General features: G+C 60.0%; 17 protein-coding genes and 2 riboswitches. Of the genes, 10 read left to right on the top strand and 7 right to left on the bottom strand.

All coding sequences use genetic code 11. The features are described from left to right. Positions 1-42: 42 nt before the first annotated feature. Positions 43-3462 carry a DUF3971 domain-containing protein gene (locus tag FHT84_RS04140; RefSeq protein ID WP_112343155.1) on the top strand — a complete coding sequence of 1140 codons (3420 nt, stop codon included), beginning with the start codon at positions 43-45 and terminating at the stop codon, positions 3460-3462. A 98-nt stretch (positions 3463-3560) separates the two neighbouring features. Here FHT84_RS04140 and tyrS read toward each other — a convergent pair whose 3' ends face one another. Continuing rightward, the gene (gene tyrS / locus FHT84_RS04135; protein ID WP_183761379.1) at positions 3561-4817 is read right to left on the bottom strand and encodes a tyrosine--tRNA ligase; all 1257 of its coding nucleotides are present in this window, start codon (positions 4815-4817) and stop codon (positions 3561-3563) included. 285 nt (positions 4818-5102) lie between these two features. On the opposite strand from tyrS, the gene FHT84_RS04130 reads away from it, so the two are divergent. Together FHT84_RS04130 and FHT84_RS04125 are read left to right on the top strand one after the other, a co-directional pair. Then, positions 5103-7427, top strand: coding sequence for a caspase domain-containing protein (locus FHT84_RS04130; protein ID WP_183761382.1), 2325 nt, complete (start codon positions 5103-5105; stop codon positions 7425-7427). Positions 7428-7603: 176 nt separating this feature from the next. Beyond that, on the top strand, positions 7604-8119 hold the full coding sequence (locus FHT84_RS04125) for a GNAT family N-acetyltransferase (RefSeq protein WP_112343152.1): 516 nt from the start codon (positions 7604-7606) through the stop codon (positions 8117-8119). A 114-nt stretch (positions 8120-8233) separates the two neighbouring features. Here the strand turns inward: FHT84_RS04125 and FHT84_RS04120 are convergent, their stop codons facing one another. Continuing rightward, the gene (locus FHT84_RS04120) at positions 8234-8911 is read right to left on the bottom strand and encodes an alpha/beta hydrolase (RefSeq protein WP_112343151.1); all 678 of its coding nucleotides are present in this window, start codon (positions 8909-8911) and stop codon (positions 8234-8236) included. A gap of 233 nt (positions 8912-9144) precedes the next feature. Here FHT84_RS04120 and FHT84_RS04115 point away from each other — a divergent pair, with 233 nt between their 5' ends. The 7 genes from FHT84_RS04115 to sufA all read left to right on the top strand — a co-directional run bounded on the left by FHT84_RS04115 (position 9145) and on the right by sufA (position 16219). Next, positions 9145-10311, top strand: a complete 1167-nt coding sequence (locus FHT84_RS04115) for a cysteine desulfurase family protein (RefSeq protein WP_112343149.1) — start codon at positions 9145-9147, stop codon at positions 10309-10311. A gap of 146 nt (positions 10312-10457) precedes the next feature. Continuing rightward, on the top strand, positions 10458-11927 hold the full coding sequence (sufB, locus tag FHT84_RS04110; RefSeq protein WP_112343148.1) for a Fe-S cluster assembly protein SufB: 1470 nt from the start codon (positions 10458-10460) through the stop codon (positions 11925-11927). Positions 11928-11998: 71 nt separating this feature from the next. Continuing rightward, positions 11999-12754 carry a Fe-S cluster assembly ATPase SufC gene (gene sufC / locus FHT84_RS04105; RefSeq protein ID WP_092716448.1) on the top strand — a complete coding sequence of 252 codons (756 nt, stop codon included), beginning with the start codon at positions 11999-12001 and terminating at the stop codon, positions 12752-12754. 22 nt (positions 12755-12776) lie between these two features. Then, positions 12777-14051 carry a Fe-S cluster assembly protein SufD gene (sufD, locus tag FHT84_RS04100; RefSeq protein ID WP_112343147.1) on the top strand — a complete coding sequence of 425 codons (1275 nt, stop codon included), beginning with the start codon at positions 12777-12779 and terminating at the stop codon, positions 14049-14051. 15 nt (positions 14052-14066) lie between these two features. Next, entirely contained in the window at positions 14067-15308 is a 1242-nt protein-coding gene (locus FHT84_RS04095) for a cysteine desulfurase (RefSeq protein WP_112343181.1), read from the top strand. Between the two features lie 11 nt (positions 15309-15319). Next, the gene (locus FHT84_RS04090) at positions 15320-15700 is read left to right on the top strand and encodes an SUF system Fe-S cluster assembly protein (protein WP_183761385.1); all 381 of its coding nucleotides are present in this window, start codon (positions 15320-15322) and stop codon (positions 15698-15700) included. Positions 15701-15829: 129 nt separating this feature from the next. Further along, positions 15830-16219, top strand: a complete 390-nt coding sequence (gene sufA, locus FHT84_RS04085) for a Fe-S cluster assembly scaffold SufA (protein WP_112343146.1) — start codon at positions 15830-15832, stop codon at positions 16217-16219. A gap of 155 nt (positions 16220-16374) precedes the next feature. Here sufA and FHT84_RS04080 read toward each other — a convergent pair whose 3' ends face one another. From FHT84_RS04080 to gcvT, 5 genes are all read right to left on the bottom strand, one after another. After that, positions 16375-16770: a hypothetical protein gene (locus FHT84_RS04080; protein WP_162737072.1), complete on the bottom strand. Its 396-nt coding sequence runs from the start codon at positions 16768-16770 to the stop codon at positions 16375-16377. Between the two features lie 169 nt (positions 16771-16939). Further along, entirely contained in the window at positions 16940-17221 is a 282-nt protein-coding gene (locus tag FHT84_RS04075; RefSeq protein WP_112343145.1) for an addiction module antidote protein, read from the bottom strand. A gap of 148 nt (positions 17222-17369) precedes the next feature. Then, the gene (gcvP, locus tag FHT84_RS04070) at positions 17370-20234 is read right to left on the bottom strand and encodes an aminomethyl-transferring glycine dehydrogenase (RefSeq protein ID WP_113251574.1); all 2865 of its coding nucleotides are present in this window, start codon (positions 20232-20234) and stop codon (positions 17370-17372) included. Beyond that, positions 20234-20596 (bottom strand): glycine cleavage system protein GcvH, encoded by a 363-nt coding sequence (gene gcvH, locus FHT84_RS04065; RefSeq protein WP_112334775.1) that lies wholly within the window; start codon positions 20594-20596, stop codon positions 20234-20236. Before gcvH ends, gcvP begins: the two co-directional genes overlap by 1 nt. 25 nt (positions 20597-20621) lie before the next feature. After that, a complete protein-coding gene (gene gcvT / locus FHT84_RS04060; RefSeq protein WP_112343143.1) occupies positions 20622-21758 on the bottom strand; it encodes a glycine cleavage system aminomethyltransferase GcvT in 1137 nt (378 codons plus the stop codon). Positions 21759-21829: 71 nt separating this feature from the next. Then, a riboswitch (glycine riboswitch) is annotated at positions 21830-21907 on the bottom strand. A gap of 3 nt (positions 21908-21910) precedes the next feature. Continuing rightward, positions 21911-21994, bottom strand: a riboswitch (glycine riboswitch). Positions 21995-22077: the final 83 nt, after the last annotated feature.

Here is a 22077-nt window from a genome sequence, read left to right as displayed (position 1 = left end):
CGTCACCAACAAAATTGTAGAGAGCGAAAGGCACGCGCAGGAGTGATCCGAGGCGAAAAGATAACATTCCGCAAAAAGGATCTCGTGCCGCTCGACAATCTGCCGTCCGCCCAGGCCGAAGATCCGCTGATCGTGCACGTGCCGGAGCGCGTTCGCCGTCGTCGCTCGCATATCTGGCATGTTTGCCGTATCACACTGGTTTTCTTTGCATTTCTCGCCATCATCCTTGGAGCCGTCGTCGCGACCATTGAGGGCGGTATTTTCGACGCGCCGCTGTCGCAGAAGGCGCAGACGGCGCTCGATCATGCCATTGGTCCTCGCTACAAGGCCGAAGTCGGCGCAACCGTGATCCGATTTACATCCGGCCTGCGGCTGACGCTCGAAGCCCATGACGTGAACGTCGTCGATCAGGAAAGCGGCAAGCATCTGTCGACCATGTCTGCCGTCAACATGGAGCTCGATCCGCTGGCTTTGCTTGATGGCCGGGTGGAAGTTGCAAGCGTGGCGGCGGAGGGCATCGCGCTCGATACGTCGCTTCTGCCCCAAGGGGATCCCGTCGATCTGACGAAGCTGCGGGTCGATGCGCTGCCGCAGGCGCTGAACGCTGCCTTCGACAATCTCGATTTCCTGGAGCATTTCGTGCAGCGCGGCGGCACGAATTCTGTGCGCATTTCCGGATTCTCGATGAAGCTGGCGCGCCAGGAAGGCGATCCGATCTCTCTCGTGGTCGACAATCTTACCTTCGAACGCGCCGAGCCGAACGCGTTGCATCTCTTTGGCGAGGTTGCCGTCAACGGGTCGGTGGCGACACTGGATGTGAAGGCGACGCAGCAGCAGCCCGGCCACAGTTCTTCGCTGACGGCGAAGATCTCCAATCTCGATCTCAAGCCATTGACCATGGCCTATGATGCGAACGGCGCGCCGCGGCAGGGCGTCATCAGTTTCGCCGATGTGACACTGTCCGCCGTCAAGGGCGATGCCGGCATCGATCCGAAGCTGGAAGCCTCGATCGACGTGCAGCCCGGCACCCTCTATATGGACCGCGACGTCCAGGACCTGACACAGGGCAACATCAACCTCGCTTATAATTTCGATCATCAGACGCTGGAGATTGCGCCTTCGAAGGTGCAATTCGTCGGCACCATGGTGCCGTTCTCCGGTGCGGTCATCGATCTCGATCGTGTCAATGCCAATGCGGGCAAGGGTTTCGGCATCGATTTCGTCATTAAGGATGGCGTTGCCGCATCATCGATCTCCGGGGAAAAACCGGTCAGCTTCGATGGTCGCGCCACCGGGCACTTTCTTTCCGAGACCAAGGAACTCCAGCTCGAAAACCTCGGTATATCGACACCGCAAGGCGCGCTGTTCGGTTCCCTGCACGTGAAGCTCGGTGACAGCTCGCCGGAAATCAGCTTCGGCGGCCGTGCCGACAAACTGGATACGACCGTCGTCAAGCAGCTTTGGCCTTTCTGGATGGCCTCGAAACCAAGGACGTGGGTCGAGGCCAATCTCTTTGGTGGCTCGGTGACCAATGCCGTCATATCCGTCTTTATTCCTGCCGGAAGGCTGAGGGAAGCTTCACAAAACGGCAAGCTGCAGCTCGGCAAGAACGAGCTGCATATCGCCTTCGACATCGCCGGCGCGCGCATGAACGTCCCGGGTGACATCCCGCCGTTGCGAGACACCAAGGCCCATTTCGATTTGACCGGGCCGAACATGGCCGTCAATATCGCGACGGCAACCTCCTATTTCGCCACTGGTCGGACGATCACTCTAAACGACAGCAGCTTCTCGATCCCGGCGACATACGACAAGCCGTTGATGGCCGATCTCGACCTGACGATATCGGGCTCCGGTGACGCCATAGGCGAGCTCCTGACCTATAAGCCGCTCGAGGTGCTGCAGCGGACCGAGTTCAAGCCGGAGGATTTCAACGGCAAGATCGTCGCCAAGGTCGATGCCAGGATCGGATTGATCAGGGATCAGCAGCCGCCTCCGCCGGACTGGCAGGCGAAGCTCGAGCTTGACAATGTCGATCTGCTGAAGCCGATGAACAATCGCAAGATCGACAATCTGACGGGTGAGATTTCAGCCGATCCGCAATCGGTTCATCTGCAGGCCGAAGCCCAGATCGATGGCATTCCCGCAGAGATCGACATGGTCGAGCCGACCGACAGCAAATCGCCGGTAAAGCGAACGCGTGTGATTACGGCCACGCTGACGGATGCGCAGCGCAATGCAGTTCTGCCCGGCCTTCGCGATATAATCGATGGACCCGTCAAGGTGGAGTTGACGCGCCTCGACGAGGATCGCCAGGGCGTCAAGGTCGATCTCGGCAAGGCGGCACTGACGGTGCCCTGGGTCGGCTGGTCGAAGGGCAGCGGTATTGGAGCGGTCGCGCAGTTCGAGGCATCCGGCCCCGACAATCAGACGACGCTCAAGAATTTCACGCTCAAGGGCGACGGCTTCGGCGTCAGCGGCGATCTGCTGATCAGCAAGGGGACTCTGACATCCGCGAGTTTCGACAGCGTCAAGCTTTCCGCGCTCGACGATTTTGCGCTTTCCCTGAAGCGGAGCAAAAGCGGCAGTTACGATGTCGCCATATCGGGCAACTCCGCCGACATACGTCCGATCCTGGCGCGTCTGAAGTCGTCGACCTCAGGTGGCCAGCAAAATTCGGATAGCGATGCTTCGGCGAGCGCGACCGTTCGCGCCAATATCGACAAGGTCATCGGTTTCAACGACGAGACCGTGGGCAACGTCAAGGGCGTCTACTCGATCGCCGGCGGCAAGACGACGGCAGCGGATTTTTCCGGCGTGACGCGTAGCGGCGAGGCGCTCGTCACCCAGATGAGCAAAGGCAATAATGGTGTGATTCGCATCACGAGCGGCGACGCCGGCGCAGTCGCGCGCTTCACCGATCTCTACAAGCACCTGCAGGGGGGGCTCCTCAACCTATCGCTGCGGTCGACCGGCCGAGATGATTGGGATGGTTCGCTCGATATCCGCAACTTCGCGATCATCGATGAAAAGAAGCTGTCCACCATCGTCTCGACCCCGAGCGGCAAGAACGGAAAGAGCCTGAATGCGGCGGTGAAGCAGAATATCGATACGCGTTCGCAGAGCTTCGAGCGGGGCTTTGCGCGGCTTGTCATGCGTGACGGCACGCTATCGGTCGAAAACGGCGTGGTGCGCGGCGTGCAGCTCGGCGCGACGTTCCAGGGAACGCTGAAGGATGCCAGCGGCAAGATGGACATGACCGGAACCTTCATGCCTGCCTACGGCCTGAACCGGCTGTTCGCAGAGGTTCCGATCGTCGGCTTCATCCTCGGCAACGGCAGCGACCGTGGCCTCATCGGCATCACCTTCAGGCTGACCGGCACGCTGGAAAAATCGAACCTCCAGATCAACCCGTTGTCGATCATCGCGCCGGGTGTCTTCAGGCAGATATTTGAATATTGACGAATGTGCTGCAGGGCGACCGCGGCTTTCTTTCATGCAGAAACCATAAAGCCGGCGAGGGGACGCCGGCTTTATTCATTCTCAGACTGTTCCGCGGTTTAGGCAGCCGGGCGGATCAGGATGTGCTTCTTCTTGCCGAGCGACAGCTTGATGACGCCGTCGGCCGTCACTTCGCCGCTGCCAATGATCTTGCGTTCGTCGCTGATGGCTTCATCGTTGATACGAACCGCGCCGCCCTGAACATGACGGCGAGCCTCGCCGTTGGAAGCGGCAAGGCCGGCGCGCACGATCAGCGAGAGAAGCCCGATGCCGGCTTCGAGTTCGGACGCCGGAACGTCGATCGATGGCAGGTTTTCGGACAGGCCGCCTTCCTCGAAGGTCTTGCGGGCCGTTTCGGCGGCCTGTTCGGCTGCCGCGCGGCCATGCAGGATCGCGGTCACTTCAGTCGCGAGGATCTTCTTGACTTCATTGATCTCGGAGCCGGCCAGGGCCGAAAGCCGTGCGATCTCATCCATCGGCAGCGTCGTGTAGAGCTTCAGGAAGCGCGAGACATCGGCATCCTCGGTGTTGCGCCAGTACTGCCAGAAGTCGTAGGCCGAAAGCAGGTCGGCATTCAGCCAGACCGCGCCGGTGGCGGACTTGCCCATCTTGGCGCCGGACGCCGTCGTCAGCAGCGGCGAGGTCAAGGCGAAGAGCTGTTTCGTCCCCATGCGGTGACCGAGGTCGATGCCGTTGACGATATTGCCCCACTGGTCCGAACCGCCCATCTGCAGGCGGCAATCGTAACGCTTGGCCAACTCGACGAAGTCGTAGGCCTGCAGGATCATGTAGTTGAATTCGAGGAACGACAGCGACTGCTCGCGATCCAGGCGCGTCTTGACGCTGTCGAAGGACAGCATGCGGTTGACCGAGAAGTGGCGGCCAACATCGCGCAGGAATTCCAGGTAGTTGAGCGAGCGCAGCCATTCGGCGTTATTGATCATCAACGCGTCCTTCGGGTCTTCACCATAGGTGAGGTAGTTCGAGAAGCAGCGCTTGATCGAGGCGATGTTGCTCTCGATCGTGTCGATCGTCATCAGCTGGCGGGCTTCGTCCTTGAACGAGGGATCACCGACCATGCCGGTACCGCCGCCCATCAGCGAAATGGGTCGATGGCCGGTCGCCTGCAGCCAGTGCAGCATCATGATCTGGATCAGCGAACCCGCATGCAAGCTTGATGCAGTCGGATCGAAGCCGATATAGGCCGTCACGGTTTCCTTGGCGAAAAGGTCATCGAGGCCGGCTTCATCGGAAATCTGATGAATGAAGCCGCGCTCGTGCAGGGTGCGCAGGAAATCGGATTTGAACTCAGCCATGATCTTGGTCTCTCGAAGCCGCATCGATGAAGGATGCGGCGAAGTCGCTGTTGTTGAATATTGCGGAGGCGCGTTTAGCACCGATTTGCCGGCACGTCATCATTTTGGTGTCGCGGGTGGCAAGTTTCGATTGAGGCGGGATTTGTAACCGAGCGCGTCTGAACGTGAATAGACCGCGACATCGCCGCCATGCCGCCGGGAATATGCCGCGTATCCGCCCAAATCCAATCCTAGCCATTTCCCATTCATCCCGTGTGCGTCACATGTTTCGCGAAAGAAGCCGGTATGTCACCTCTGCTCTCGATGATGGGATTGTCATCTCAAAGGACGATCTGGGCATTTCTTGCCATGATGTTGGTTTTGGCCGGTATCGCTGCTACGAGTCCGGCCGAAGCGCAGGGTTCTCCCGAAAAGAGAATAGCCTTCGTCGTGGGTAATGCCGTCTACAAGGCTGGCGCGCTTCCGACGCCGGCCAATGATGCCGGCCTGATCGCGCAGACGCTGCAGGCCGCGGGCTTCGATGTGATCGGCGCGCGCGACCTCGACCAGAACGGGCTGCGCGACGCCATGCGCGACTTTCTGACGAAAGCCAACGCATCAGGCCCCAACACCGTCGTCTTCGTGTATCTGGCGGGCTATGGTGTGCAATATGAGGGCGACAATTATTTCGTTCCTGTCGATGCACAGATCACCAATGCTACGGATGTCCCCGTTCAGGCGATCCGCGTGAGCGACTTCACGAAGTCGCTGGCCGCGATCAACAATCGCGGCAGCATCGTCGTGCTGGATGCGGCGAGGGCCAATCCATTCGTGCAGTCCAGCCAGCCGCTGGCCGGCGGTCTGGCCTTGGTCGATCCAGACGCCAACCAGCTGATCGCCTTCAATGCAGCGCCCGGCACGGTGGCGCCGCAGGAGGCCGGTCCCTATGGTTCCTACGCGCATGCGCTGGCGGAGATGATCCGCGTCGGCGGTCTGCCCCTTGACGACGTATTCGATCGCACGCGCCTGCGCGTCAGCGATCTGACCAAGGGCGCGCAGATCTCCTGGGATGCCTCCAAATTCAGAAATGCCCTTACCTTCTTCGATCGCGGTCCCGATGCGCCGGCCACCCAGGTGGTGAGCTACGATAACGCGGCAATCCGCACGAAGGCGATCCGCGATTTCGACGAGCGGGATGCCTATTTCGCCGCGCTCGATCGCGACACGCTACAGGGCTATGAGGATTTTCTGGCAGCCTATCCCAACGACTCCATGGCAAGGCGCGTGCGCGCCATTGTCGCTGCCCGCCGCGAGGCTATCACCTGGCGCGAGACCTGGATTGCCGATACGCCGGAGGCCTATTGGTCCTATCTCAGGCGTTATCCGCGCGGTCCCCATGTGTGGGATGCCCGCCGCAGTCTCGAACATTTCGAGGCAGCGCTTGAGCCGCCGCCGTCCTTCACCGTCATCGAATATGACGTGCCGCCACCACCGCCGCCGGAGGTGGTCTATGTCGAGCGGCCAGTGCTTTATTTCGATGATGCCGACTTCGGCTATGCACCGCCGCCGCCCCTCGTTTTCCTCGCGCCGCCGCCACAGGATTTCGTCGTGCTGGCACCGCCGCAGCCTTCGGTCAATCTCTATGTATTGCCGGCGCCAGTCTTCGTTCCGGTCCCTCGATGGGTCGAACCGCCGCGCGATATCGCACCGCCCGAAAACAACATCATCTTCAACAACATCCACAATACGGTCGTGAACAACACGACGGTCATCAATAACAATACTGTCGTCAATGAAAATGGCGCTGCGCCTGCAGCACCCGGGCTGACGACGGGCCAGAAGCTTGGCGGCGCAGCCGTCATTGCCGGAGCAGGCGCCGTGGCGCTGCATGTCGCCCTGCCGCCATCAGTGCAGAAGAAGGCGGCGATTCTGCAAAAGCAGAATCCGGCCGCAGCGGTCAAGGCGGCGCCCGGAACGGCTCCGGCGGCCGCACCTTCGGCCCAGCCGCAAGCCGGAAATGCTGCAGCTCATGCACTGCCGGGAGCCGCTCAGACGAAGCAGGGGCAATCGCCACAAGTCGCACCGAATGCATCGCATAATCCGGCTGTCGCCACGCAACCTGCTCAGCAAGGCACAAATATCAATGTACACGCGCTTCCCGGCGCAAATGGTCAGCCTTTGCCAACCACGGGCAAGCTGGCCAATCCGGGCGGAGCGCAGACGAAACAGGCTCAACAGCCTCAGGCTGCACCGAACGCCAATGCTCATGCACTTCCCGGTGCCAAGGAGCAAAACCAGATTGCCAAGACCCCGGCACAGCAAACAGCGCCGAGTGGCAAACCGAAAACGGTTGCAGTTGCACCGAAGCCCAGTGCCCACGCTCCCGCTGTTGCCGCCCGAACTCCGGCGAAGCCCAAGGCCATCTCCAACAACCAACCTCGGATCAGCAGTCAACCTCATGTGGCCGCCGCCCCGCCCAGGCGAGCCAATCCGACTCCTGCGCAGCCCAGACCCTTGCCGCATGTCGTGGCGCAGGCGAAGGTCGTGCAACAGGTTAAAAGACCGCTTCCGCCGCAGAAGTCTCCGGAAAAGAAGAAGTGCGGCGCTCCTGGCCTGCCGGCATGTCACTGACCGATGATATCAAGCGATAATTTCAAGGCTCGCTTCGGCGGGCCTTCGCACGCGATATTGTCACTTGATCGGCTTGTTGAAATCGGCCCGAGCGGTTAGCACTGACCGGCCGGTCGTCAATCGGCGCTGCCATACACCCAGCAGGCTGCAGATCCATCACGAAAATAGGCAGGCAGATGAGTGACACCATCATACTCGAAACCCCGCGCCTCGTTCTGACGATGTGGGACAAGGGTGATGCCGAAGTAATTCGGCAATTGCATTCGACGATCGACACGACGCGCTATCTCTCGGGTGCGGCTCCTTGGACGCTGGAGAAGGCCGAGGAACGGCTGAAAAGCTGGTTCGATGAACATGCGCGAGATGGCACGACCAAATACAAGCTGCTGCGGCGCGAGGATGGACGCTTTATCGGCCGTGCCGGATTTTCGCGCTTCCAGGAGAGAGGGCGAGGCGAGTTCGAACTCGGCTATTCGCTTCGGCAGGACGCGTGGGGCAATGGCTATGCCACCGAAATCGCCGGCGCGCTCGCGCAGTGGTTTTTCCGCCGCGGCTTTACCGATCGGTTCATCGCATTCACGCATCCGGAAAACGCTGCTTCGCAGCGAGTTCTCCAGAAAATCGGAATGCAGTACGAAGCGCCGATCGTTGTCAGCGGCACTTCAGGCCTTTGCTTCAGGATGTCGCGCTAGGAGGAGTTCCGGGAAAAGTTTGCAACGATTTTCGACCGGAATGCGTAAACGGTAAAATTGAGCGTTTCCGTGTTTCAAAGAAACGCGGAAACGCTCTGAGACGGGTACCGCTTCTTAGCGAATGCGTTTGGCGGCCGGTTCCGGCACCAGTTCGCCATTCAGGCGGCGGTCGAGATAATCCTCGCATTCGCTGAGCAGCGTTTCGACCTGGCCGTTGAAGAAGTGGTTGGCGCCCGGCACGACCTTGTGCGTGATCAGGATGCCCTTCTGCGTCTTCAGCTTCTCGACAAGGCCGTTGACATCCTTTTCCGGAGCAACCTTGTCCGCATCGCCGTTGATGATCAGGCCGGATGACGGGCAGGGAGCAAGGAAGGAGAAATCGTATATATTCGGCTGCGGCGCGATCGACATGAAACCTTCGATCTCGGGGCGGCGCATCAGCAGCTGCATGCCGATCCAGGCGCCGAAGGAATAGCCGGCAACCCAGCAGCTCTTCGAATCGGGATGGAGGCTCTGGACCCAGTCGAGTGCCGATGCCGCATCGGAAAGCTCGCCGGCGCCGTGATCGAATTCACCCTGGCTGCGGCCGATGCCGCGGAAATTGAAGCGGAGTGTGGTGAAACCGCGCTTCTGGAACATATAGAAGAGCTGGTAGACCACCTGATTATTCATCGTGCCGCCGAACTGGGGATGCGGATGGAGAATAATGGCGATCGGGGCGCTTTTTTCCTTGGAGGGCTGATAGCGGCCTTCAAGGCGGCCTGCGGGGCCGTTGAAAATTACTTCGGGCATTGATACTCCGGCTCTTCTTTTTCTGCGTCCAAATCCAACGGCACGCAGCAAGTTGACTTGACGAATGCGCTCATCTTTTCTAGAACGCAGTTTAGAACAATTCGAAACTTGATGCGGTGTTCCGCCTGTTGTCTGTGCAACGGTTTGTGGAACGTGTCATAAGGCATGCCCGGCTGAAATTTCAAGGAAAATGAGCCGGCCGCAGTAAAGCAAAGTCGCGCAGGAAGAAGATTATGGCGGCAACACGCCTCTATCTCGACTGGAATGCTACCGCGCCGCTTCATCCGGCGGCGCGCGATGCGATGTTGCGTGCAATGGATATTCAAGGCAACCCCAATTCCGTTCACGGCGAAGGTAGGGCAGCGCGGGCCGCTGTCGAGGCCGCCCGGAGGCAAGTGGCAAGCCTGACGGGCGCGGAACCCGCGCACATCGTTTTCACCAGCGGCGCCACCGAGGCGGCCAATATGGTGTTGACGCCGGAATTTCGCATGGGCCGGACGCCGCTTGCCGTCAGCCATCTTTATATATCGGCCGTCGAACATCCGGCCGTGCGCGAAGGCGGGCGGTTTGCCAGAGATAATGTCAGCGAAATACCGGTAACGCCGGAAGGCACGGTCGATCTTGCCGCACTGGAAGCGTTGCTGTCGGCGCATGACAAAACGGCCGGCTTACCGATGGTCGCCATCATGTTTGCCAATAACGAGACCGGTATTCTCCAGCCTGTGATTGAAGCCGCGAAGCTTGTTCAGGCGGCGGGCGGGCTCTTCGTGGTCGACGCAGTTCAGGCCGCCGGCCGCGTTCCGCTCGATATCGATGCGATCGGTGCGGATTTCCTGATCGTCTCCTCGCACAAGATTGGCGGTCCCAAGGGTGCCGGCGCGCTCGTCTCGCGTGGCGAGGTGCTGATGCCGAAACCGTTGATCCATGGCGGCGGCCAGGAAAAGGGCCATCGCTCGGGTACGGAAAACACGCTTGCCATCATTGGCTTCGGTGCGGCTGCCGCTGCCGCGTTCGACAGGCTAGAAGAACGGAATGTCGCAATTGCCAGACTACGCGACCGGCTGGAAGAAGGCATGCGGCAGAGCGCACCGGATGTCATTATTCATGGCGAGCAGGGTGCGCGCGTTCCGAACACCAGCTTTTTCACGCTGCCGGGACTGAAATCCGAAACCGGCCAGATCGCTTTCGACCTGGAAGGGGTGGCGATTTCTGCCGGGTCCGCCTGCTCGTCCGGCAAGGTCGGCGAGAGCCATGTGCTCGTGGCGATGGGATGCGATCCCAAGCTTGGAGCGTTGCGCATTTCGCTGGGTCCAACCACGACCGAAGCGGAGATTGATCGCGCAATCGCCGCGTTTTCCCGCATCGCGGCAAGGCGCAAGCTGGCGGGTGCGGCGGCCTGACGGCCACAATTTTGCGGAAACCGAAATTTCCGCTTGCCAATCGGGGTGAAAAGTCCCTTTTGGCCGACTACATAGGGGGTAGACATAAGTCTGCCGCAACGTTGACAAGCTGCCGGACCTTGGATCCGGCGAGATTGGAGAACGAAATGCCTGCAGTCCAGGAAACGGTCGATCAGGTTCGCCTGATTGACGTGGACCAGTATAAGTATGGTTTTGAGACCACGATCGAGGTGGAAAAGGCTCCCAAGGGCCTCTCCGAAGACATTATCCGCTTCATCTCCGCCAAGAAGCAGGAGCCGGATTGGATGCTGGAATGGCGCCTCGAGGCCTATCGCCGCTGGCTGACGCTTGAAGAGCCCACATGGGCGCGCGTCGACTATCCGAAGATCGACTTCAACGATATTCACTATTATGCCGCGCCGAAGAAATTCGCCGGTCCGAAGTCGCTCGACGACGTTGATCCGGAGCTTCTGAAGACCTACGAGAAGCTCGGCATTCCGCTGCGCGAGCAGGAAATTCTCGCCGGCGTCGAGAAGCCGAAGATCGCCGTCGACGCGGTGTTCGATTCCGTTTCGGTCGTCACGACCTTCAAGGAAGAGCTGAAGAAGGCCGGCGTGATCTTCATGTCGATCTCGGAAGCCATCCGCGAATATCCCGAGCTGGTGCGCAAGTACCTCGGCTCCGTGGTGCCGACGACGGACAATTTCTATGCGACGTTGAATTCGGCCGTCTTCACCGACGGTTCGTTCGTCTTCGTGCCGAAGGGCGTTCGTTGCCCGATGGAACTGTCGACCTACTTCCGCATCAACGAAAAGAATACCGGCCAGTTCGAGCGCACGCTGATCATCGCCGAAGAAGGTGCCTATGTCTCCTATCTGGAAGGCTGCACGGCGCCGCAGCGCGATGAAAACCAGCTGCACGCCGCTGTCGTCGAGCTGGTTGCGCTCGATGACGCCGAGATCAAGTATTCGACCGTCCAGAACTGGTATCCGGGCGACAAGCACGGCAAGGGCGGCATCTACAACTTCGTCACCAAGCGTGGCGATTGCCGCGGCCACCGCTCCAAGATTTCCTGGACACAGGTCGAGACCGGCTCTGCCATCACCTGGAAGTATCCGTCCTGCATCCTGCGCGGCGATGACAGCCGTGGTGAGTTCTATTCCATCGCGGTTTCGAACGGCCATCAGCAGGTCGACAGTGGCACCAAGATGATCCATCTCGGCAAGAACACGTCGAGCCGCATCATCTCGAAGGGTATCGCGGCCGGTGTCTCGCAGAATACCTATCGCGGCCAGGTCTCGGCGCATCGCCGCGCGACCAACGCCCGCAACTTCACGCAGTGCGACTCGCTTTTGATCGGCGACAAGTGCGGCGCGCATACGGTGCCGTACATCGAGGCGAAGAATTCGTCCGCGCAGTTCGAGCATGAAGCCACGACCTCGAAGATTTCCGAAGACCAGCTGTTCTACTGCCTGCAGCGCGGCATTCCGGAGGAAGCGGCGATTGCGCTGATCGTCAACGGCTTCGTCAAGGAAGTGCTGCAGGAGCTGCCGATGGAATTCGCCGTCGAAGCGCAGAAGCTGATCGGCATCTCGCTCGAAGGCAGCGTCGGCTGACGCACACGAACCAGAACTAGCTTTGGCGCGCCACGCGCGCCGCACACTCATTCCTGCGATAGGATACTAAAATGCTTGAAATCAAGAACCTGCACGCCCGTATCGCCGAAGACGGCACCGAGATCATCCGTGGCCTGAACCTGACCGTAAAGGCCGGCGAAGTCGCTGCCATCATGGGCCCGAACGGCTCCGGCAAGTCGACGCTCTCCTACATTCTCGCCGGCCGTGAGGACTATGAAGTCACCGAGGGCGACATCCTCTATAACGGCGAGAGCATTCTGGAGCTCGACGCCGCCGAGCGCGCCGCCAAGGGCATCTTCCTGGCGTTCCAGTATCCGGTCGAAATCCCCGGCGTTGCCACCATGCAGTTCCTGAAGGTGGCGCTCAACGAACAGCGCAAGGCGCGTGGCGAAGACGAGCTGACGACGCCGGATTTCCTGCGTCGCGTCAAGGATGCCGCTGCCAAGCTGCAGATCAACATGGACATGCTGAAGCGCCCGCTGAACGTCGGCTTTTCCGGCGGTGAAAAGAAGCGCGCCGAAATCCTGCAGATGGCGCTCCTGGAGCCGCAGCTTTGCGTGCTCGACGAAACCGATTCCGGCCTCGACATCGACGCGCTGAAGATCGTCGCCGACGGCGTCAACGCGCTGCGTTCCCCGGATCGCGCCGTGATCGTCATCACCCACTACCAGCGCCTGCTCGACTATATCGTTCCGGACACCGTCCACGTCCTCTACAAGGGCCAGGTGATCAAGTCCGGCGACAAGACGCTGGCGCATGAGCTCGAAGCCAACGGCTATGCCGACATCATCGGAGCTGCAGCCTGATCGAGGCGGAAAGGACACGTCGATGAACATTCAGACGACGAACCGCCTGACATCAGCCGAAACGGCGCTGATCGAGGCGTATAACGACCAGATGGGCGATCTGCCTGGTGATGGCGAGGTTTTCGCCGTCCGCGACCGCCTGCTGGACGAGCTGAAGACGGCAGGCCTGCCGACGCGCCGCGTCGAAGCCTGGCACTATACCGATTTCAAGAACCTGCTGCGCCTGGTTCCCAGCGACATCGGCAAGGGTCTTGTGGAGGCGCTGCCGCCGACGGTCGAGGGATCTCCGGTTCTTGCGGTCCTCCAGGGCAAGGCGAACGAAAAGGCTTCCGTCAAGAATCTGGCGGTCGGACGCTACGCCGACAGCCTGATCAATGGCACGGCAGCCGCCGGGCTCGAAGCACTCGGCAAGGATGACGCCATCGGGCGCATCAATGCGAGCTTCGTGCGCGATGGCTATGTCATCGACGTTCCCGATGGCACCGAACTCGAAGCGCCGCTGGAGGTGCAGTTCGTACACGCCGGCGGGCAGATCCACAGCCGCTTGCCGGTTTCCTTCGGGGCCGGCGTGAAGGCGACGGTCATCGAACGCCACCAGGCTGTCGAAGGTGCTGCCGCTCTCGTCTCGTCGGTGAGTGAAATCAAGATCGGTAAGGGTGCGGAAGTGATCTGGATCATCCTGCAGGAGCAGGGATCCGAGGATACGCATCTCGGTCAGATCCGCGTCGATCTCGGCGCCGATGCGAAGCTGAAGCTCTTCGTCATCAATGCCGGCGGCAAGCTGGTGCGGCAGGAGCTGCATGTGAAGGTGACGGGCGAGGGTTCCGATCTGACGCTGCGCGGCATCAACCTGCTGGGCGGCGACACCCATACGGACGTGACGCTGGTGCTTGGCCATGACGTTCCGCATACTGCGTCGACCGAGATCGTCCGTAACGTGGTGTTCGACCGCGCTCGCGGCGTGTTCCAGGGCATGATCCGGGTTGCGCCCGATGCACAGAAGACCGACGCACGCATGGCATGCAACACGTTGCTGATGTCGGACGACGCTGAATTCTCCGTCAAGCCGGAGCTCGAAATCTTCGCCGACGACGTCCAGTGCGGCCATGGTGCAACGGTTGCCGACATCGACGAGAACCATCTCTACTACCTGATGGCTCGCGGCATTCCGCGGAACAAGGCGCGGGCCATGCTGGTCAATGCCTTCGTGGCCGAGATCGTCGAGGAACTGGAAGACGAAGCCCTGGTCGAGGCGCTGGAAGGCGTTATCTCAGCCTGGCTGGAAAAGCACGCCTGATTGGAGGCAAAGCTCGTGGACAAGATCGTGCCGGCAACAGCCTATGACGTCGAAGCCATTCGCCGGGATTTTCCGATCCTGGCGAAGACGGTGCATGGCAAGCCGCTCGTCTATCTCGACAATGGCGCTTCCGCGCAGAAGCCGCAGGTCGTCATCGATGCCATCTCTCACGCCTATTCCAACGAATATGCGAATGTGCATCGCGGCCTGCATTTCCTGTCCAACGCTGCCACGGAAGCCTATGAAGCGGCTCGCGAAAAGGTGCGCCGCTTCCTGAATGCGCCGTCGGTCGACGATATCGTCTTTACCAAGAACTCGACCGAGGCGATCAACACGATCGCCTACGGTTGGGGCATGCCGAAGATCGGCGAGGGTGACGAGATCGTCGTCTCCATCATGGAGCATCACTCCAACATCGTTCCCTGGCATTTCATCCGGGAACGGCAGGGTGCCAAACTCGTGTGGGTGCCAGTCGACGACGAGGGCGCGTTCCATATCGAGGATTTCGAGAAGAGCCTGACGGAGCGCACCAAGCTCGTCGCCATCACCCATATGTCGAACGCGCTCGGAACCGTCGTTCCCGTGAAGGAAGTCTGCCGCATTGCGCATGAGCGTGGCATTCCGGTTCTGATCGACGGCTCGCAGGGTGCTGTGCATATGCCTGTCGATGTGCAGGATATCGATTGCGACTGGTATGTCATGACCGGTCACAAGCTTTACGGCCCCTCGGGTATCGGCGTTCTCTACGGCAAGAAGGAGCGGCTTGCCGAGATGCGGCCGTTCCAGGGCGGCGGCGAGATGATTTTCGATGTCACCGAGGAAAACGTCACCTACAACGATCCGCCGCATCGCTTCGAAGCGGGAACGCCGCCGATCGTGCAGGCGATCGGCCTTGGTTATGCGCTCGATTACATGGACAGCATAGGCCGGGAAGCGATTGCGCGCCACGAAGCCGATCTGGCCACCTATGCGGCGGAACGGCTGCGGGATATCAATTCGCTGCGTGTCATCGGTACGGCGCCAGGCAAGGGCGGCATCTTCTCCTTCGAGCTGGCGGGAATTCACTCCCACGACGTTTCGATGGTGATCGACCGGCAGGGTGTTGCCGTTCGTGCCGGCACGCATTGCGCCCAACCGCTCTTGAAACGCTTCGGCGTCACCTCCACATGCCGTGCATCGTTCGGCATGTACAATACGCGCGCGGAGGTGGATGCTCTGGCCGACGCACTGGAATATGCACGGAAATTCTTTGCCTGAGGAGGCAAGCGATGTCACTCGACGAAAGCGAACAGAAGATCGACGCACGCGAAGGGATCGTGCATTCCAGCATTCCCGCAGATGAGCTGACGCGCCTCAGCGACGACATCATCTCCGCGTTGAAGACGGTTTATGATCCGGAAATTCCCGCCGATATCTTCGAGCTTGGTCTGGTCTACAAGATCGATATCGAAGACGACCGCATGGTGAAGATCGTCATGACGCTGACAGCACCGGGTTGCCCGGTCGCCGGCGAAATGCCGGGCTGGGTCGAAAATGCCGTCGGCGCCGTGGAAGGTGTTTCCGGTGTCGACGTCAGCATGACCTTCGACCCGCCATGGACGCCGGATCGCATGTCGGAAGAGGCACAGGTGGCCGTCGGCTGGTATTGAAGCTTTAAGCCGCCGGCTTTACATTAAGACTCGAAGCGCCGGATCTTGACCCCGGTTGCATTTAAGTAGGCATCGGCTGGTCCGAAAACCGGACCACTTTTCGGGCCGATGCCAGAGGAGAATGAGCCCATGGGCTTCGCAATCATGAGCATGACGGATGCGGCAGCAGCCCGCGTCAAGGCGATCGTCGGCAATTCCGGCCCCGATGCCAAGGGCGTTCGCGTCGGCATCAAAAAGGGCGGGTGTGCCGGCATGGAATATACCATCGACCTGGTGACCGAGCCGAACCCCAAAGACGACCTGATCGAGCGCGATGGCGCAAAGGTCTGGGTCGAGCCGTCGGCCGTCCTCTATTTGCTCGGCACGGAAATGGGCTTCGAGACCACGACGCTGCGTTCCGGCTTCATCTTCACCAATCCCAATCAGACATCGGCTTGCGGCTGCGGCGAATCCGTCGAGCTGAAGCCCGCCGATCTTGCGGCCCTTGCGGCTCAGCGACAGGCAGCGCAACCCGCTTAACGCTGGCTCCTCCATAATTCACCCGCAATGCGTTTCGTGCTTTGACATCGCCGTTCCGGTGAACATGCAGTCTGTGATGAATTTATCAGCGCCATCCAGTATTTTTGCGGCAGGGTTCGGTTTCGCAGCTACTGCGGGCGAAATCCTGCCCAATGTCATGCATCGCGGCTCAGATCACGCAACTTTTTCTGCTGGTTTAGATTTACAATTATAGTGGATACGGTCACGGCTGCGGTGCCAATCATGAATGTGCGCAATGTCGCGACGATTGTTGGCTGTAGCCACGGCTGTGTGAGACCTGTAAATTCAACCATGAAGGTAGCGTAGACCATTCCATTCAGGATGGAGTATTCAACTGTCCCGCCGATTGAGCGGTCCTTTATGTTTTCTGGTGGGAAATAAAACTGTAACCTCTTCAGCGCAAGCAGTAGGGCCGGAAATAGCAAGCCAACCTTAAAAAGATTAGTCAATGGAAGGCTATTGTCTAAAAGGTATAAGCCTGCAGGGATACAAAAAGCCGGAACGAGATGAAGGAGGTAATTTCTGAGCACCTGATTTCCTATATTCCCATCCATAGGACAGTTGGCGAATAACACTGGTAGTCAATACAATTTTGACGTTAATGGCAAGAATGCCTCATTAGGGGAGGACATCGGCCCTCACCTGGCGGCTTCCAAACGACGAAAAATAGATGATTTCCGCGACGGGTCGAAATTCAGCTCATGAGCGTTGTCGATATTCGTAGTTTGCGGCCGGTACCGGCGTCAATTTAAGGCCGAGTGCCCTGACGACCTTCAGGATCGTTGCGAATTCCGGATTCCCGTCGCCACTGAGCGCGCGATAGAGTGCCGAGCGGTTCATGCCGACATCCTTGGCAAGCTTGCTCATGTTGCGCGTGCGCGCCACTTCACCCAACGCCTTGGCGATCGAGGCCGGATCGTCGGTTTCGAAGGCGGCGGCGATGTAGCTGTCGGGATTGTCCACGTCGAATCGTTCCGGCATAAATCTGATTTCCAAGACCCCACTGTGACGTCATCAAAAACGCCGCGCATCCTTTCGGACACGCGGCGTTTTCATAGACAAGTTTCGCAATAGATTTATGTCTGTTTCCAGCGAAGCGACTGAACCGCTTCGCTTTTTTGTAAAAATACTATTCTGCGGCCTCGGCGTAGGACTCCAGCGGCGGGCAGGTGCAGATCAGGTTGCGATCGCCATAGACATTGTCGATGCGATTGACCGGCGACCAGTATTTGTCGACGCGGAAGGCACCGGGCGGGAAGCAGGCCTGTTCGCGCGAATAGGGGCGATCCCACTCGCCGACCAGGTCTTCCACCGTGTGCGGTGCGTTCTTCAGTGGATTGTTGGTCTTGTCCATCCGGCCGTCTTCGATGGCGCGGGCTTCCTCGCGGATTGCCAGCATCGCCTCGCAGAAGCGATCGAGCTCAGCCTTGGTTTCCGATTCGGTCGGCTCGATCATCAGCGTGCCGGCAACCGGCCAGCTCATGGTAGGGGCATGGAAGCCGCAATCGATGAGGCGCTTGGCGACATCGTCGACCGTCACACCGGCGCTTGCGGCCAGCGGGCGGGTGTCGATGATGCATTCATGCGCCACGCGTCCGTCCTTGGACTTGTAGAGCACGTCATAGGCACCCTTGAGACGGGCAGCGATGTAGTTGGCGTTGAGGATCGCCACCTTCGTTGCCTGCGTCAGGCCTTCGCCGCCCATCATCAGGCAATAGCTCCAGGAGATCGGCAGGATCGAGGCCGAACCGAAGGCTGCTGCCGAGACCGCACCGCTGCGGCCGTCCGTTTCCGGATGGCCGGGCAGGTGAGGCGCCAGATGGGCCTTGACGCCGATCGGGCCCATGCCGGGACCGCCGCCGCCGTGCGGGATGCAGAAGGTCTTATGCAGGTTCAGGTGGCTGACATCAGAACCGATATCGCCGGGACGTGAGAGGCCGACCATAGCGTTCATGTTGGCGCCATCGAGATAGACCTGACCGCCATGCTTGTGCACGAGATCGCAGATCTCCTTCACCGTCTCCTCGAAGACGCCATGCGTCGAAGGATAGGTGATCATGCAGCAGGAGAGGTTGTCGGCATATTGCTCGGTCTTGGCGCGGAAATCGGCCATGTCGATGTCGCCGTCATCGCTGACCTTGACGACCACGACCTTCATGCCAGCCATCTGTGCCGAGGCGGGGTTGGTGCCGTGGGCGGAGGTCGGAATGAGGCAGATGTCGCGGTGACCCTGACCATTGGCAATGTGATAGTTGCGGATGGTCAGCAGGCCCGCATATTCGCCCTGCGCGCCGGAATTCGGCTGCATGGAGAAAGCGTCGTAACCGGTCACCGCGCAGAGCTTGTCCGTCAGATCGTCGATCATTTCGCGGTAGCCAAGTGCCTGATCGGCCGGGACGAACGGATGGATATCCGAGAATTCCGGCCAGGTGATCGGCAGCATTTCCGCCGTCGCGTTCAGCTTCATGGTGCAGGAGCCGAGCGGAATCATCGAGCGGTCGAGCGCCAGATCGCGGTCCGAAAGACGGCGGATGTAGCGCGTCATCTCGCTTTCGGCACGGTTCATGTGGAAGATCGGATGCGAGAGGTATTCGCTGGTGCGCAGCAGCGTCTTCGGCAGGCGATAGGACGGCTCGAAATCTGCGATGCGGAAATCGCCACCGAAAGCGCGCCAGACGGCTTCGACCGTCGCCGGGCGCGTACGCTCGTCAAGGCTGATGCCGATCTTGGTTTCGCCGACCTTGCGCAGGTTGACGCCTTCGGCGACGGCTGCGCGCAGGACGAGAGCCTGCATGTGACCGACCTCGACGGTGATCGTATCGAAAAAGGTCTCCGGCTCGACGGTATAGCCAAGCTTTTCCAGGCCCTTGGCCATCAGCACGGCCTTCTGGTGGACCTGTTGCGCGATGGCCTTCAAGCCCTGAGGACCGTGGAAGACTGCATACATGGAGGCCATCACGGCGAGCAGCACCTGGGCGGTGCAGATGTTGGACGTCGCCTTTTCGCGGCGGATATGCTGTTCGCGGGTCTGCAGCGACAGGCGATAGGCGCGATTGCCGCGTGCATCGATGGAAACCCCGACGAGACGGCCCGGCATGGAGCGCTTGTAGTCGTCCTTGACGGCCATAAACGCGGCATGCGGGCCGCCATAGCCAACCGGAACGCCGAAGCGCTGCGAGGAACCGATAGCGATATCCGCACCCATTTCACCCGGGGATTTCAGCAGGGTCAATGCCAGGAGATCCGTCGCCATGATGGCGATTGCACCGGTCTGGTGCAGGCGGGCGATCAAGCCGCTGAAATCGTTGATGTGACCGTGCGTGCCTGGATACTGGAAGATCGCACCGAAGACATCGACCGGATCGAGATCGGTGAAGGGATTGCCGACGATGACGGTCCAGCCGAGCGGCTCGGCGCGGGTCCTGATCAGCGCAATGGTCTGGGGATGACAGCCGGCATCGACGAAGAAGGCCTTTGCCTTCGACTTGGCGACGCGCTCGGCCATCGCCATGCCTTCGGCCGCAGCCGTCGCTTCATCGAGCAGAGACGCATTGGCGACATCGAGACCGGTGAGATCGCTGATCATCGTCTGGTAGTTCAGCAGAGCCTCTAGGCGGCCCTGGCTGATCTCGGGCTGATAGGGTGTATAGGCCGTGTACCAGGCCGGATTTTCCAGGATGTTGCGCTGGATGACCGGCGGCGTGATCGTGCCGTAATAGCCCTGGCCGATGAGCGAAACGAGAACCTTGTTCTTGTTGGCGGTCTCACGCAGGCGGTCGAGCGCCTCGCGCTCCGTCATCGGAGCGCCCCAGGCGAGCGGCGCCTTCTGGCGGATTACCGGCGGTAGCGTCGCGTCGATCAGGCCGTCAAGGCTCTTATAGCCGATCACCTTGAGCATATCGGCCATCTCCGACGGAGATGGGCCGATATGACGGCGATTGGCGAAATCGTATGGCTGGTAATCTGTGAAGGTGAACTCAGTCGGCGTCGTCATTATCCGATCAGCTCCTTGTAACCGGATTCATCAAGAAGACCATCGAGATCACCGACGTTCTTCAGCTTCAGCTTGAAGAACCAGCCGGCACCCATCGGATCGGAGTTGACGAGGGCCGGATCGGCAGTAATGGCTTCGTTGATTTCGGTGATCTCTCCGTCGAGCGGACAATAGACTTCGGAAGCCGCCTTAACGGATTCGACGGTTGCCGCGTCGGCTCCCTTCGAGAAACTGGCGCCGACCTCGGGCAATTCAACGAAAACGAGATCGCCTAGCTGTTCAGCGGCATGGGCCGTAATGCCCACGATTGCGACATCGCCTTCGACCTTCAGCCACTCATGTTCTTCGGTGAATTTCAGCATGGATAATCCTCTCTGGAAAAGACGTTCAACGTTTATAGGTTGGTTTGATGAAAGGCAGGGTGCTGACGACGACGGGCAGATATTTGCCGCGGACTTCAGCGTAGACGGTGGTGCCGGGAGCGGTGAATTCGGTCGGTAGGTAACCCATGGCAACCGGAGCTTCGACGCTCGGACCGAAACCGCCCGAGGTGACTTCGCCGATCTCGCTCTTGCCTTCGGCATCGGCATAGAGTTTGGCGTGGCCGCGCACCGGCGCCTTGCCCTCCGGTTTCAGGCCGACGCGGCGGCGCGATGTGCCGTGATCGAGTTCGCCGAGGATGCGGGTTGCGCCAGGAAAGCCGCCGGTGCGGGCGCCGCCGGTCTTGCGAGCCTTCTGGACCGCCCATTCCAGCGCGCCTTCGATCGGCGTCGTCGTCTGGTCGATGTCGTTGCCGTAGAGGCAGAGACCAGCCTCAAGGCGCAGTGAATCACGGGCGCCAAGGCCGATCGGCTGGACGTCCGGATGCTCCAGCAGCCGCTTGGCGATATCCTCGGCCTTATCGGCGGGAACGGAGATTTCGAAACCGTCTTCGCCGCTATAGCCGGAGCGCGATACGAGGCAGGAGACGTCGTGGAGGCGACAATGGCGCACATCCATGAACTTCATATAGGCGATGTCGGCCCAAAGCTCGGCAAGCACGTCGACGGCGCGTGGTCCCTGCAGGGCGATGAGGGCGCGATCGAGTAATGTAACTTCGCAGCTATCGCCGATATGATCTTGAAGATGCTTGAAATCTTGCTCTTTACAGGCAGCGTTGACGACGACGAAAAGATAGTCGTCCATATGGGTGATCATCAGATCGTCGAGGATGCCGCCCTTGTCGTCGGTGAAGAAGCCATAGCGCTGGCGATTTTCGGCGAGGCCGAGAATATCGACCGGCACCAGGCTTTCCAGCGCAAGCGCTGCATCCTCATATTTGCCGGAGTGGGCGCGGATTGTCACCTGACCCATATGCGACACGTCGAACAGGCCGGCGGAAGATCGAGTCCAAAGATGTTCCTTCAGCACGCCCGGCGCATATTGCACCGGCATATCGTAGCCCGCGAACGGCACCATGCGGGCACCAAGCGACAAATGGAGGGCGTGAAGGGGTGTTGTTTTGAGGGCAGCGGTCTCGTCCAAATGACGCCTCCGGGTTTTGCGCTTATCTCGAAGCGCAGAGCTCACACTTTCGGCGCGACTGCGCCTTGCGTTGAGCCCCCTCTGTCTGTTTGCCTGAGATTGTTATCCCTTCGGCGAACGCTTGCGCGCTTCTCTCCAGAGTTCCGTCTGCCCCTTGCTGGTCCTTTGGCCTGAGAGTTTCCGGGGCGGTTGCTCCTTCGGCACCGGCTTGCACCGGATTCTCCCAACAGGGTTGAGAGCCATTATCCGGTCCCGGCCCAAGATGGCAAGGGGCAAATGTCGCCGCTGAACAAATTTTTGTCGCGCGGATCAATCCTGC

The sequence above is a fragment of the Rhizobium sp. BK289 genome (assembly GCF_014193575.1).
Classification (GTDB): domain Bacteria; phylum Pseudomonadota; class Alphaproteobacteria; order Rhizobiales; family Rhizobiaceae; genus Rhizobium; species Rhizobium tropici_C.
Note: the sequence above shows the minus strand (reverse complement) of the source record. Positions and strands in the feature narration are given on the sequence as shown.